Consider the following 12,755-nt stretch of genomic DNA (forward strand, 5'->3'; position numbering starts at 1 on the left):
GGAATATGACTAGCTTGTTCCAGAAAGAGAGGCGCCAGAACATGTATTTGCATGGAAGCAGTAAAATTAACAGCAATGGACATTTGGAAATCGGCGGTTGTGATACAACACTTTTGAAAGAGCGTTTTGGCACACCACTATATATTGTTGACGAACAGTTAGTCCGCCGGCGCTGCCGGGAGTATATAGAAGCTTTTCGTGAAACCGGATTGAAGTTTCAAGTCGCTTATGCAAGCAAAGCGTTTTGTGTTATGGCGATGTGCGCTTTAGCTGCTGAAGAAGGGATGTCGCTTGACGTAGTTTCCAGTGGAGAATTGTTTACTGCGCTACAAGCAGGGTTTCCGGCAGAGCGAATCCATTTCCACGGCAATAACAAAACACCGGAAGAAATTGAAATGGCGTTAGATGCGCAAATTGGCTGCTTCGTCGTCGATAGCGAAATGGAGTTGCATTTGTTGCAGGCCCTTGCCTCCGATAAAGAACAGCAGGTGAATATCTTACTGCGGGTTACACCAGGGGTTGAGGCGCATACGCATGAATATATGGCCACAGGTCAAGAAGATTCGAAATTTGGCTTTGACATTGGAAACGGTACAGCACGCCAAGCAGTGGAACAGGCTATCAAGCTAGACCATCTTAACCTGCTGGGGGTACATTCTCATATCGGTTCGCAAATATTCGAAGTGAATGGCTTCCAAATGGCTGCTGAACGGGTTGCAGCTTTTTCCAGAGAAATTAAGGAACAGCTTCAGTTTTCTTTCAAAGTGATTAATCTGGGTGGGGGATTTGGCATTCGCTACACAGAAGAGGACACACCACTGAAAGTATCAACCTATGTACAGGCTATCGGCGAAGCGGTGAAAACTTATTTTTCAGGACTTTACGATGAACTTCCAGAAATTTGGATTGAGCCGGGACGCAGTATTGTAGGCGATTCAGGCACGACCTTATATACGGTAGGAAGCATCAAGGATATTCCGCAGGTACGTAAATATGTCTCGGTAGATGGCGGGATGACAGATAATCCACGCCCTGCACTGTATCAGGCCAAGTATGAAGCGATGCTGGCTAACCGAGCGCAGGATACGAACGAAGAGACGGTGTCCATTGCGGGCAAATGCTGTGAAAGCGGCGATATGCTGATTTGGGATGTAGAGCTGCCTCGTATAAATAGCGGCGATTTGCTCGCTGTTGCCTCAACCGGAGCCTACAATTACTCCATGGCGAGTAATTATAACCGAATACGTCGACCAGCAGTTGTATTTGTCAGCAACGGTGAGGCCGAGTTGGTAGTGCGTCGGGAAACCTACGAAGATATCGTACGCAACGATGTTGTGCCACAGCGCTTGATTCGTGATCAAGCTAGTCCAGTGGTTCAGCCCAACGCCAAGATTACCGTTTCGTCCTGATTTTAGAATTGTAAGATCAAGTAGGCCATTGAGTCGGTAATAATACACCGGGGACAATGGCTCTTTTTTTGGACAAGACTTTGCTAAGCGCGGCAATTCATAGTAAACTGGAACTTGATGTTATTTAGTTCTCAAAACAGGTTGAAAAGGAGATACAAACAATGAAAAAAGGTAGAATAGATCTTGAAAACGGCGGTATCGTTGAAATTGACTTTTTCCCAGAAGAAGCTCCAAACACCGTTGCTAACTTTGAAAAGCTGGCAAACAGCGGTTACTACAACGGTTTGAGCTTCCACCGTGTCATTCCGGGCTTTGTTGCTCAAGGTGGTTGTCCAATCGGTAACGGTACAGGCGGTCCTGGTTACACGATTGACTGTGAAACAGCTACGAATACAACAAAGCATGCCAAAGGCGTTCTGTCCATGGCTCATGCAGGTCGCAACACAGGTGGCAGCCAATTTTTTATCTGCTACGCTCCACAACCACATTTAGATGGAGTACATACTGTATTTGGTAAAGTAACCAAAGGTATGGAATTCATTGATGCTGTAAAACAAGGCGACAAAATGAAAGAGGTTAAAGTATTTGACGTGTAATTTTACCGTTAATTACATGATCTTTTTCAAATAGTGTTGCACCTAAGCCGTTCTGTCTTTGGACAGGGCGGCTTTTGTTGTCTTTTGTTTGACGGTTTATTGATTTTCGCAATCACGTAGGCATTACAGTGCGTAAGATCACATTCGAAAAGTAAGTGTTGTGATAGCCTTTCGATAAGAATGCATTTTCCATTTATTTTATATGAGTATTCAAACTCAGTAAGGATTGGAAAAGAAGGGGGCTTATCACATTGTCTATTTTAACGCGCACAAATCGACTCGGATTTTTTGAGATCCGGCTGGAATCCATTGGTGGACTCGGCGCTAATCTGGCTGGCAAAATGTTGGCCGAAACCGGGGTGCTTGGTCTGGGGCTGAATGCTTCAAATTTTTCGTCCTACGGTTCGGAAAAAAAGGGAACTCCGGTTAAAAGCTTCGTCCGCTTCTGTGAGCCGGAGGTCGATATTCGGGATCACAGTCCGATTGAGCAACCGCATGTGGTAGGCATTTTCCATGAAACGTTATACAAAACGGTAAATGTAATCAGCGGACTGCCAGCGGATGGGATTGTAGTGGTTAATTCCACGCGTCCAGCAGAAGAAATACGGGCTGATTTGGGACTGGTATCCGGTACATTGGCGGTGGTGGATGCGATGGGTATCGCACTGGAAGAGCGAACCAAACTAAATACGTCCATGCTCGGTGCCTTGTTCCGTGTCTGTGATTTCCTGGACCCGGAAGCGATGAGATCGGTTATACGCAGTACCTTTGAAAAGAAAAATCCGCTGTTAGTGGAACCTAATCTCCGTACATTTAACCGTGGTTATGAGGAAATGGAACTGCACGTATATCCAGTTACTGATGACGCAGAGGATCGGGTTTTTGAACGTCCGCAGCCATTGATGGGATACGAAACGCAACTACTGGGGGGCGTTATTGCAACTCAGGGAAACAGCATGACGAGAGATGTTAGTGGTTCACGTCAAGGGTATGTACCTGAATATGAAGCTGATAAATGTACCCATTGTGCCAAGTGTGATTCGATTTGCCCGGATTACTGTTTTGTATGGGAAGAGCAAGCTGACAAACGCGGAAGAATGATGCCATTTTTGCAAGGGATTGATTACCAGTATTGCAAAGGATGTCTGAAATGTGTAGATATTTGCCCATCGGGGGCATTAAGCTCGCGTCGGGAGCAATGGGGATGGGCGGAACAGAATCGAGTTGCCCACCAATTTCCGGTATATGAAGGAGGACGTGCGTAATGGCAAAACTGGAGGAAGAACTCAAACAGACAGGCGCCGCGCAAGTGACAACGTTCGAATCCGGTAATGAAATGGCAGCTACGGCGGCTGCGCAGATTAATTATCATATGATGGGATATTTCCCGATTACTCCATCTACTGAGGTAGCGCAGTATTTGGATCAGATGAGAACGAGAGGTCAGCATAATATTAAGCTGGTTGCAGCAGACGGAGAACACGGATCGGCAGGGATTTGTTATGGAGCTGCCGCAGCGGGAGCGAGGGTTGTGAACGCCACTAGTTCGCAAGGTTTCCTGTACATGCTGGAGCAGTTACCTGTTCAGTCAGGTACCCGTTTTCCAATGGTTATGAATCTGGTGACACGAGCTGTCAGTGGTCCCCTGGATATTCGCGGGGATCATTCGGATCTGTACTATGGTTTGAATACAGGCTGGGTCATTTTGACGGCAAGTACACCACAGGCTGTGTATGATATGAACATCATGGCACTAAAAATCGCAGAGCATAGCGATGTTCGGCTACCTGTAATGGTTGCATATGACGGTTTTTATACGTCCCATCAAAAACGTAAAGTGCAATATTTTGCAGATGCTGAGACCGTGCGCGGTTTTGTAGGTCCTAACCCGAACTTAAATTATCCGAATATTACTGATTTTGATCATCCTGTTACCGTAGGTGCGCATATGAACGGTGATGACCTGACGAATAATCATGTTCAGCTGTCCGAAGCACTGAAGCTGTCAGAAGGAGTATATGAGCAGGTAGCAGCAGAATATGCCGCTTTATCCGGTCGGGAATACCCGATTTTAGATCTGTATCAAATGGAGGATGCTGAGGTCGCGGTATTCCTGTTGAATTCGGCGGCTGAATCGGCTAAGGATGTGGCGGATCAACTCCGTGCGCGCGGGATTAAAGCTGGTGTGATACGTCCGAATATCATCCGACCGTTCCCAGCCGCACAACTGCGGGAAGCCTTACGTGATGTCAAGGCGCTGCTGGTAGGTGAACGTGCAGACTCGTATGGGGCAGACGGCGGGAATTTAACGCATGAAATTAAGGCGGCCTTGCAGGAGGACCCACTGAATCGGACACTCGTGTTGAGCCGTATCTTTGGCTTGGGCGGCAAGGATTTTTATGCGGAAGATGCAGAGGCGTTCTTCCAGCTTGCGATTGAGGCGGCAGAGGCTGGACGAGCGGAGAAGCCCTTTGATTATTACGGAATTAATCCGGGTTCACCGGACAAGGTGATGCCGCAAGTTATGCAGCCGCCACGTGGCAATGCATACCGTACGGGCCTGATTCAGGTTACGCCGGACGAGGCGACCGGGAAGCTCAAAGTCAAGGTGCCACCCCTGCGGTCGTTGACAACCAAACCACGCCGTCTTACACCAGGTCACGGGGCTTGCCCAGGATGTGGGGCATTGTCTGCGCTGGAACTGTTTTTCAAAGGTATTGAAGGGGATATTGTCGTGTTGTTCCAGACAGGCTGCGTATATGTGACGACGACAGGGTATCCATATACATCACACAAACAACCGATGATCCACAATCTTTTTCAAAACGGGGCCGCTACACTTTCAGGAGCGCTGGAAGCTTATATGGAAATGAAGCGCCGTAATGAAATTGAAATGTCGGACGATCCGACCTTTATCATGATCAGTGGTGACGGTGGGATGGATATAGGTATGGGTTCTGCGATTGGTGCGGCTCTGCGTAATCATAAGCTGATTATGTTGGAATATGATAACGAAGGGTACATGAATACAGGTTCACAGCAATCATACTCCACTCCGGTTGGTCACATGACCAGTACGTCGGGTGTAGGGAAAATGCAAAAAGGAAAGCAAGGACATCACAAGGATACCGTGCAAATCATGGCTGCTTGTAACATTCCGTATGCTTTTACAGCAGCTGAAAGTCATCCGCAGGATATGCTGCGCAAAGCAGCCAAGGCTCAATGGTATGCGAACAACGTGGGTACGGCTTATGGTAAGATCCTGTGCGCCTGCCCGCTGAATTGGAAATCCGAAGATAGACTGGGCACCAGCATTGTGGGCGCTGCAGTCGAGTCTTGTTTCTTTCCTTTGTACGAAATAGAGCAAGGCAGTACGACGATTACGTACAATCCGGAAGACAAGGGAAAACGGATTCCAGCTGCTGAATGGTTGAAATTAATGGGTAAAACGAAGCATCTTCTTAAGGAGGAGGCTACGTTGGCTACCTTTGAGCAGGAGATTGAGCGTCGCTGGACTATCCTGAAAAAGAAACATGAAATTTCAGAGCTATAATTACGTTTTTTGCATAATCATCGATTAACATTGTTATCCGCTGTTACTGTAGTGGTTCAATCAAGATTCTTTGCGTTTATTGCGCAAAGAATCTTTTTTGTCGTTTATGGGTTGAAGCATAAAAAAACAGGTAATGATTTCCGATATAGGAGTGGAGGCCTATAAGAGGCACGTTAAAAAGTTTTCTTCTGAATTTTAAGATGCAATGAGGTGCAGGTAATGATTAAGCTGAATACAGTTGAAATAATCGAAATTATAAAGAAGCAGATCCCTAAGGTTATGAACATCAAGCCAGTGGAGCTAAAGTTTACGGATGATTTTGGACGGGCTTCGTTGGCAGCGACAGAACACAAATTCACGCTGACGAACCAGCATTATTCTGCCAAGGTGATGGATTGCGTGTTAGAAACACAGGTACGCCCCATTTTAATGTGCGAAATTATTTATTTTCTGAAATGCGAGTTTATTGACGGACATGTTGATGTGCGACTGGATTATGAAGCATGTTCTGAGGAAGGACGGGGACCGGTTGCTTCAGCCGTAATTACCTTTGATCATGCAACAGAGTTGGGAGTCGAGGAACTGGCCGATCTGATTGACTTGGCGCTTCATATGAATGATAAAACCTGGTTTGAAGAACTCTCCAGCCAATATGTCAAAACCAAAGCAGGAGCTTCTATTAGATAACTTGCTTTTTTTAGAAGTCGGTGCTAATATACGTAACAAGTTTAATGTTAATTCAATTAAATAAGAGCAAGATCCTTCGGGGCGGGGCGAAATTCCCCACCGGCGGTGATGACATGTTTGTGGATCGTTTTTGTGAGAAACAGCATGGCTTAGTCCGTGACCCGGATGCTGAATGATCGGCAGAAGGTGGACCTGGTGCAAATCCGGGACCGACAGTATAGTCTGGATGGGAGAAGGATACGAAGCGCATGTGCATGACGTGACATGTGCCGATTTTTAGCATACCCAATTGTGCGTACGGCTTATTTCGTTGTAGGACAGCATCGGGCGATAGCTTGCTTAAGCTTTCTTTTTGATGATGTTCAGAGCGTATTTGGTTGTATCCTCAGTCATGCTTTCTATTGGCAAATCTATGATTTCATGTCGTCTTAAGATGCATATGAACTGCGCTTGTATACTACAAATGTGACTCTCATCACCCCCATGACGGATTGAATCCGAACTGGGGGTTTTTTGCGCTTATAGCTGATGAATTAGGGATAAACTGAAATGTAGTGGAAAGGAGTGAAGGCATGTTTACCGGATTGGTCGAGGAAGTGGGTCGCATTCAAACGATTTCCAAAAGCGGTGAAGCGATGGTGCTGGGGATTTCGGGTTCCGTGGTGTTGGGCGATTTGAAAATAGGAGACAGTGTCTCAGTGAATGGCGTTTGCCTGACGGCGATACAGATCGGTACGAAAGACTTTAAGGTTGATGTGATGCCGGAAACCTTTCGCAGCAGTAATCTGAAAGAGTTGAGATCAGGCAGCCGAGTCAACCTGGAGCGAGCGATGGCGGCGAGCGGAAGGTTCGGAGGACATATCGTGCAAGGACATGTGGACGGGACGGGAACGATTCGCGGGGTAACATCAGATCAGAATGCAGTTGTGTTCGAAATTGAGCCTAAAAATCAAACATTATTTAAATATATTCTTCTCAAAGGGTCAATCACAATTGATGGTATCAGCCTCACAGTCGCACAGCGTACGAGAGATACCTTTGCCGTATCCATTATTCCCCACACCTTATCCGAAACGGCCTTACAAGCCAAACGTGAGGGAGATACCGTCAATATCGAATGCGATATTTTGGGCAAATATGTAGAACAGCTTTTAAATTACAGAGGTGCAGCGGAGGCGGAGAGGGTAGAAGAAGCTCCTCTCAGTTTGGACTATTTGGCGAAACACGGCTTTGCCTGATATTGAAGGGTAAGCCTGTTTAGGAGCATTCGTGGCACAAGACATAAGGAGGAAAGTGTTATGGATAGAGATAGCCAAACAAGTGCAATGGCAAACGTCATAGAGCATGGCGAGTTGGAACATGACGAAGAGATTCGTTTGGATTCCATCGAAGCAGCGTTGGAGGACTTGAAAAACGGTAAAGTTGTTATTGTAGTGGATGATGAACAGCGCGAAAATGAAGGCGATTTTATCGCTTTGGCTGAAAAAGCGTCGCCTGAGGTCATTAATTTCATGATTACAGAAGGTCGCGGGTTGGTCTGTGTGCCAATCACACGACAAAGAGCCGAGGCCTTGGAATTGCATCCTATGGTAGAGCAAAATACAGATTTCCACGGTACTGCCTTTACGGTATCGGTAGATCATATGGAGACAACAACGGGTATTTCAGCGGCCGAGCGCTCCTTGACTGTACGCGCCTTGGCAGACGAAGCAGTCACAGGCAGTGATTTCCGCAAGCCTGGTCACATGTTCCCGCTGATTGCTCGCGATGGTGGTGTCTTGCAGCGTGCGGGTCACACTGAAGCGGCTGTTGATCTGGCCCGACTCAGTGGCTTCAAGCCTGCTGGGGTCATTTGCGAAATTATAAAGGAAGATGGCTCAATGGCCCGCCTGCCTGATCTGGCAGTGGTCGCCAAGCGACATCAATTAAAGCTGATCAGTATTCAGCATTTGGTGGACTACCGTCGTCGTTTATCATTGTAAAAATACATCTCGGTTCCAAGTAAATCTGAAGTATTGTCCGAAGTCCCTAAATAATTAAACTAAGAGAGGTTGATTAAACATGGCACGTTTTCTAGAAGGTAATCTCGTATCGAACGGTTTAAAATATGGTATTGTGGTAGGCAGATTTAATGAGTTTATTACGAGCAAGCTGTTAAGCGGCGCAATTGACGCACTTCAACGACATGGTGCACAGGAAGATGAAATTGATGTAGCCTGGGTTCCGGGTGCATTTGAAATTTCACTGATTGCACAAAAAATGGCTGCAAGCGGCAAATATGATGCCGTAATTACGCTGGGTACGGTCATCCGTGGTTCTACTTCACATTATGATATCGTCTGCAATGAAGTGGCCAAGGGTGTGGCCGCGAGCAGTCTGAAAACGGGAGTGCCCGTTATTTTTGGTGTAGTGACTACAGAAAACATTGAACAGGCTATTGAACGAGCAGGTACGAAGGCTGGTAATAAAGGTTGGGATTCTGCATTGGCTGCGATTGAAATGGCCAATCTCGGCAAGCAATTTTAATTATAGGAATAGCTGAATAGAACGCTATAAACTGCAAGGTGAAAAAGGGATTGGATTGTTAAGCAAGGCGATGACGTATATACTACAGAAAGAGGGATTGATAACGTAGAGCATAAGTGCTATAGGGAAAGGTATTGTTGAATGATGATTGGAGTAAGGCAGGGGGAAGCACATTGACAGTCGTAAATTACAAGCTGGAAACATTCGAGGGTCCGCTGGATCTACTGTTGCATCTGATTGATAAAGCCGAGATCGACATTCAGGATATCCCGATTAGCGATATTACTGATCAGTATATGGCTTTTTTGCACAGTATGCAGGAGCTGGAACTGGACATTACGAGCGAGTTTCTGGTGATGGCGGCGACGCTCTTATCTATTAAGAGTAAATTGTTGCTTCCCAAGCCACCTGTGATGGAATATGACGATTTGGATTTTTATGAGGAAGAGGATTATGATCCACGTGAGGAACTGGTCCGCAAGCTGGTGGAGTATCGTAAATATAAGGGGATTGCTCGCCATCTAAGTGAACGTGAGTGGGAGCGGAGTCTAATTTATGGCAAGGAGCCAGAAGATCTAAGCGCATTCCTGCCTACTGAACCCGTAAATCCGGTGCATGGGCTGCATGCAAGCGATTTGGTCGCGGCCTTTCAGCGTGCTTTGCGCAAAGCAGAACGACGTACGACGGTAACTCGTGTTCATCGGGACGAAATTTCAGTCAAGGACCGTATCCGGCAAGTTATCGGAGCTTTAGAGATGGTGGGGAATGGAGGACGGCTACTGTTCTCTAAGCTGATGCATGAGGATATGTATCGGCATGAAGTGGTTGTGACCTTTTTGGCTATCCTTGAACTGATGAAAATGAAACAAATTTTCTGTTATCAGGAGAAGCTTTTCGATGATATTGTAATGGAGTGGAGAGGGGATTTACGGGTTAATGGATTATCTGAAGCTGAAATCAATTATTGAGGGACTGCTGTTTCTCGCAGGAGAGGAGGGGTTGTCCACCAAGCAGATCGCCGACATTGTAGAGCAGCAGCAAGAGCTGGTTGAACAGTGCCTGGAAGATATGAAGCAGGACATGGAGCAGGGAGGAAGAGGCCTGCAACTTGTCCGTATTGCCGGTCATTATCAGCTTGCAACTTTATCCGAACATGCACCTTACTTTGAAAAGCTCGCATATTCTCCGGCACGTGCCTCACTGTCTCAAGCTGCTTTGGAGACGCTGGCCATTGTGGCCTACCGCCAGCCCATTACAAGAGTTGAAATCGAAGAGATTCGGGGTGTCAAATCCGAGCGGGCCATACATACACTGGTCAACAAGGAGCTCATTGAAGAGAAAGGTCGAGCTGAAGCCATCGGACGGCCAATATTGTACGGAACGACGAAATCATTTTTGGATTATTTCGGTCTGGGCTCTTTGGCAGATCTACCACAACCGGAGTTGTTCGAAGATTCGGACAATTTGGAGGAAGAGACTCAATTATTGTTCGAGCGTCTGGAGAGCAGCCAGCCTGCAGCCAACGATCTGGATCTTGAATCCCAATAAAGTTCATCCGGATCTTGCGGCTCACTTATGTAAAATTTCAAATATACAGCCAGTCCTCAAGTAGTTAGAGGCTGGCTGTTGGTATTTTAAGATGCATGATTTTCCGGCGAACGGTCATACTATTTTTGCCATGATATTTATAGCAAAAAGGTAGGGAGGACTCGCCAGTGTGGAAATGGATCAGTATCGCCATCATCGTCGTTATATTACTTGTGCTGACTATTCTGCTCTCTCGTATTCGATTGAAGCTGGATATTGCCAAACATGACAATGATGATCGGGCGCATCTAGAGATCAGATTTCTATACGGGATGATTAAAATAAATTACGATGTTCCGGCCATTCTCATAACAGGTTTGAAAAAAGGGCTTCTCTATCGGCTTGATCGCAACAAAAACATACATAAAACGGATGCTTCCGTGGATAGCGGTAATATTGATACAGAAAAAATCAAGCAATTTATATATGATATACGGGTTTTGCTCAAGGGAACGAAATCCTTCAATCGATGGTTGCGACATACATTGGCACATGTGACGATGTCCAAAATGGAGTGGTCCACCAACATTAGTCTTGCTGACGCGGCTTATACAGCTACCTCAACCGGTATTTTGTGGGGATTAAAAACGACCTTGATCGGTTTTGCTTCCAGCTTTGTGCGCATGGATTGTACCCCTAAGCTGTATGTTGTGCCGTATTGGGTGGATCGCTTGCGTTTTACCACCACTTTGAACTGTGAAGCAAACGTATCGCTCGGCTATTTAATTTTCTCCATGCTCATCTTATCTTACCGCATATGGCGCGTTCCGGGTGGACCCGAGGCATGGAAGCGGGTTTTTTTCAAAAAAAATGAAGATCTTCAAGCTAGCAATGAAAGATAAACATTGAAATGTGGTGAAACTTAATCTTTCTGAACTTTGGGATTTCAGTGTCCTCCAGATTAAGGCATAACCGAATCGGATGACATACATATTTCCTTGAACCCCTGCGCACAATAGCGAAAGAAAAGGCAATCTACGCTTGAGATAAGCAAAGGAGGAATTAATCATGTCAGATCACCCGATTCAAGGGCTCATGCAAACCGCAATGGAAAACATCAAAGCCATGGTAGACGTGAATACGATTGTGGGAGACGCGGTGGAAACACCCGATGGTTCCGTTATTTTGCCAATCAGTAAGGTAGGATTTGGTTTCGCTGCCGGGGGAAGTGATTTTAACGTAGACGAAGAAGCACTTCATACTTCCTCGGCTTCGGGTAATCATAGCGGGAAGGAAGGTCATCCTTTTGGTGGCGGTAGCGGTGGTGGTGTATCTATTCATCCCATTGCTTTTCTGGTTGTTGGCAAACAGGGGGCACAAATCGTTCCATTGGACAATCAAACGCATCTGATTGAGAAACTCATTGACTCCACCCCATACCTGATTGATAAGGTTCAGTCTATCTTCCGGAATGCAGGCGGCAATGTGCAGACTCCACCCCCACAGGTACCTGTAGATATTAATATTGATCAAAGTAATTCTGGCCCGGCTTACTTGTAAAAGTCATTGGAAATGAAAAGCGTTCTCTCAGGAAGGTATCCCAAAGCCGAATATAGGCTAAGGAATACCTTCTTTTCTGCTTACACTTGGCCCTATCTCCGAATATACTGCCTTCCCCCAATGACAGCATGTATACGGTGACTGTATTCCTGATGGTACAAAGTATGCAGCGATAATTCATTTTTTCGATTTCCTTCGGTAGCGAACTGCGATAAGTAGATGAAGTCCGGATAAACCACTTCATTCGTCAAATAAGCAGATACCGTGGCTTCCGGCCGACGATGTTGATTCAGGGAATCGATAATACCCTTCGCCGGCAAGATGCCAATCCCATGTCCATAAAACAAGTCTTCCTTCAGCTTAACGACATTTTCTCCTTTCCATTCCAATGTATCAGATGACACATCCGGATTGTTGAAATACAGAATATCGCCAGGAGCTGCTTTATGACTCCCTTGCTGCTGTATGAGCCTGAGGTCACTGTCATAGTGCCAGTCATACAGCAGCATATCTGCAAAAATCCGATTAAACTCACTTTCCAGAATGGAATCCAGCACTCCTTTGTACAGCACAATAACCATAGCTGTTGCACATTCAAAAGCGTATTGATGACCGTTTAAAAAAATGTCTGTGATCCCCTCTGCCGGAGTGACACCTGCTTTAATCTGAAAACCACCCTTTTCCGTTAAATCCCAAAATTGCTGGTTGCAACGTGCGGTAGCAAAAGTGGCAAAGGATACACCGCTTCGATGCAATGCTTCTGCGGACTCTACAATCCGCGATCTTAAAATCATTTCAAACTGGAGACGCAGCATGATGTAACCCCCGATCCATATTTAACTTTGGTAACTAATATATATGTACTCGGGAGGGCAAGTTGCTTGGTTTATGCAGAAA

13 protein-coding genes and 1 riboswitch are annotated in these 12,755 nt (G+C 46.0%); of the genes, 12 read left to right on the forward strand and 1 reads right to left on the reverse strand.

Annotated features, from left to right (window positions below; translation table 11 throughout):
• Positions 1 to 41 precede the first annotated feature (41 nt).
• The 12 genes from lysA (at position 42) to ytfJ (ending at position 11,858) form a co-directional block, all read left to right on the forward strand.
• Positions 42 to 1,409 (forward strand): diaminopimelate decarboxylase, encoded by a 1,368-nt coding sequence (lysA, locus tag WA407_RS06965; RefSeq protein WP_235309570.1) that lies wholly within the window; start codon positions 42 to 44, stop codon positions 1,407 to 1,409.
• A gap of 161 nt (positions 1,410 to 1,570) precedes the next feature.
• Positions 1,571 to 2,005, forward strand: coding sequence for a peptidylprolyl isomerase (locus WA407_RS06970; protein ID WP_013310775.1), 435 nt, complete (start codon positions 1,571 to 1,573; stop codon positions 2,003 to 2,005).
• Positions 2,006 to 2,256: 251 nt separating this feature from the next.
• Positions 2,257 to 3,270, forward strand: coding sequence for a 2-oxoacid:acceptor oxidoreductase family protein (locus WA407_RS06975; protein WP_069289833.1), 1,014 nt, complete (start codon positions 2,257 to 2,259; stop codon positions 3,268 to 3,270).
• Entirely contained in the window at positions 3,270 to 5,558 is a 2,289-nt protein-coding gene (locus tag WA407_RS06980) for a thiamine pyrophosphate-dependent enzyme (RefSeq protein ID WP_103048709.1), read from the forward strand. Before WA407_RS06975 ends, WA407_RS06980 begins: the two co-directional genes overlap by 1 nt.
• Positions 5,559 to 5,777: 219 nt before the next feature.
• Positions 5,778 to 6,245 carry an IDEAL domain-containing protein gene (locus WA407_RS06985; RefSeq protein WP_013310772.1) on the forward strand — a complete coding sequence of 156 codons (468 nt, stop codon included), beginning with the start codon at positions 5,778 to 5,780 and terminating at the stop codon, positions 6,243 to 6,245.
• A gap of 68 nt (positions 6,246 to 6,313) precedes the next feature.
• A riboswitch (FMN riboswitch) is annotated at positions 6,314 to 6,487 on the forward strand.
• A gap of 330 nt (positions 6,488 to 6,817) precedes the next feature.
• On the forward strand, positions 6,818 to 7,483 hold the full coding sequence (gene ribE, locus WA407_RS06990; protein ID WP_165177259.1) for a riboflavin synthase: 666 nt from the start codon (positions 6,818 to 6,820) through the stop codon (positions 7,481 to 7,483).
• A 60-nt stretch (positions 7,484 to 7,543) separates the two neighbouring features.
• Complete coding sequence (ribB, locus tag WA407_RS06995; RefSeq protein WP_302058539.1) at positions 7,544 to 8,227, forward strand: 3,4-dihydroxy-2-butanone-4-phosphate synthase; 684 nt, start codon at positions 7,544 to 7,546, stop codon at positions 8,225 to 8,227.
• 79 nt (positions 8,228 to 8,306) lie between these two features.
• On the forward strand, positions 8,307 to 8,771 hold the full coding sequence (gene ribH / locus WA407_RS07000) for a 6,7-dimethyl-8-ribityllumazine synthase (protein ID WP_023989205.1): 465 nt from the start codon (positions 8,307 to 8,309) through the stop codon (positions 8,769 to 8,771).
• A gap of 173 nt (positions 8,772 to 8,944) precedes the next feature.
• Positions 8,945 to 9,739, forward strand: coding sequence for a segregation and condensation protein A (locus WA407_RS07005; protein ID WP_029517304.1), 795 nt, complete (start codon positions 8,945 to 8,947; stop codon positions 9,737 to 9,739).
• Entirely contained in the window at positions 9,708 to 10,319 is a 612-nt protein-coding gene (scpB, locus tag WA407_RS07010) for an SMC-Scp complex subunit ScpB (protein ID WP_013310766.1), read from the forward strand. Before WA407_RS07005 ends, scpB begins: the two co-directional genes overlap by 32 nt.
• Before the next feature lie 167 nt (positions 10,320 to 10,486).
• Positions 10,487 to 11,200, forward strand: coding sequence for a DUF2953 domain-containing protein (locus WA407_RS07015; protein ID WP_336077033.1), 714 nt, complete (start codon positions 10,487 to 10,489; stop codon positions 11,198 to 11,200).
• Positions 11,201 to 11,366: 166 nt separating this feature from the next.
• On the forward strand, positions 11,367 to 11,858 hold the full coding sequence (ytfJ, locus tag WA407_RS07020) for a GerW family sporulation protein (protein WP_039271014.1): 492 nt from the start codon (positions 11,367 to 11,369) through the stop codon (positions 11,856 to 11,858).
• 92 nt (positions 11,859 to 11,950) lie between these two features.
• On the opposite strand, the gene WA407_RS07025 is transcribed toward ytfJ, so the two are convergent.
• Positions 11,951 to 12,673: a protein-glutamine gamma-glutamyltransferase gene (locus tag WA407_RS07025; RefSeq protein WP_254328397.1), complete on the reverse strand. Its 723-nt coding sequence runs from the start codon at positions 12,671 to 12,673 to the stop codon at positions 11,951 to 11,953.
• Positions 12,674 to 12,755 lie beyond the last annotated feature (82 nt).

Source organism: Paenibacillus sp. 203, from assembly GCF_037027525.1.
Taxonomy (GTDB): domain Bacteria; phylum Bacillota; class Bacilli; order Paenibacillales; family Paenibacillaceae; genus Paenibacillus; species Paenibacillus polymyxa_B.